We start from the raw sequence: 298 nt of genomic DNA, 5'->3' as shown, positions 1-298 counted from the left end.
GTACGGATGAGGCGATGACGTAAAGCCGCGGGCGCCACGGTGCGGACATCTTCAAAAGCCACATTATAGCGCCCGGCCAAGAGTGCGGTGACACGCGCGCCAAGGAGCAGGGCTTGCGCGCCGCGTGGACTTGAGCCGTAGCGCACGTAACGCCGTAGGAGCTCCGGTGCGGTCGGGTCGTCGGGATGGGTAGCGACGATAAGACGTGCGGCGTAGTCAGCCACAGGCGAGGCAGCGGGCACTTCGCGCGCCAAGGCTTGCATGGCAAGGACGGTTTCTGCATCGGCCACAGCGGCGG

Annotated in this window: 1 protein-coding gene; it reads right to left on the bottom strand. The window is 66.1% G+C overall.

What is annotated here, in order from left to right; translation table 11 throughout:
- Window positions 1–298 (bottom strand): hypothetical protein (locus tag N2041_RS14565; RefSeq protein ID WP_297679328.1); only part of this gene is annotated, 298 nt, incomplete at both ends.

It is taken from the genome of Tepidiforma sp. (assembly GCF_026419595.1).
Taxonomy (GTDB): Bacteria; Chloroflexota; Dehalococcoidia; order Tepidiformales; family Tepidiformaceae; genus Tepidiforma.
Note: the sequence above shows the minus strand (reverse complement) of the source record. Positions and strands in the feature narration are given on the sequence as shown.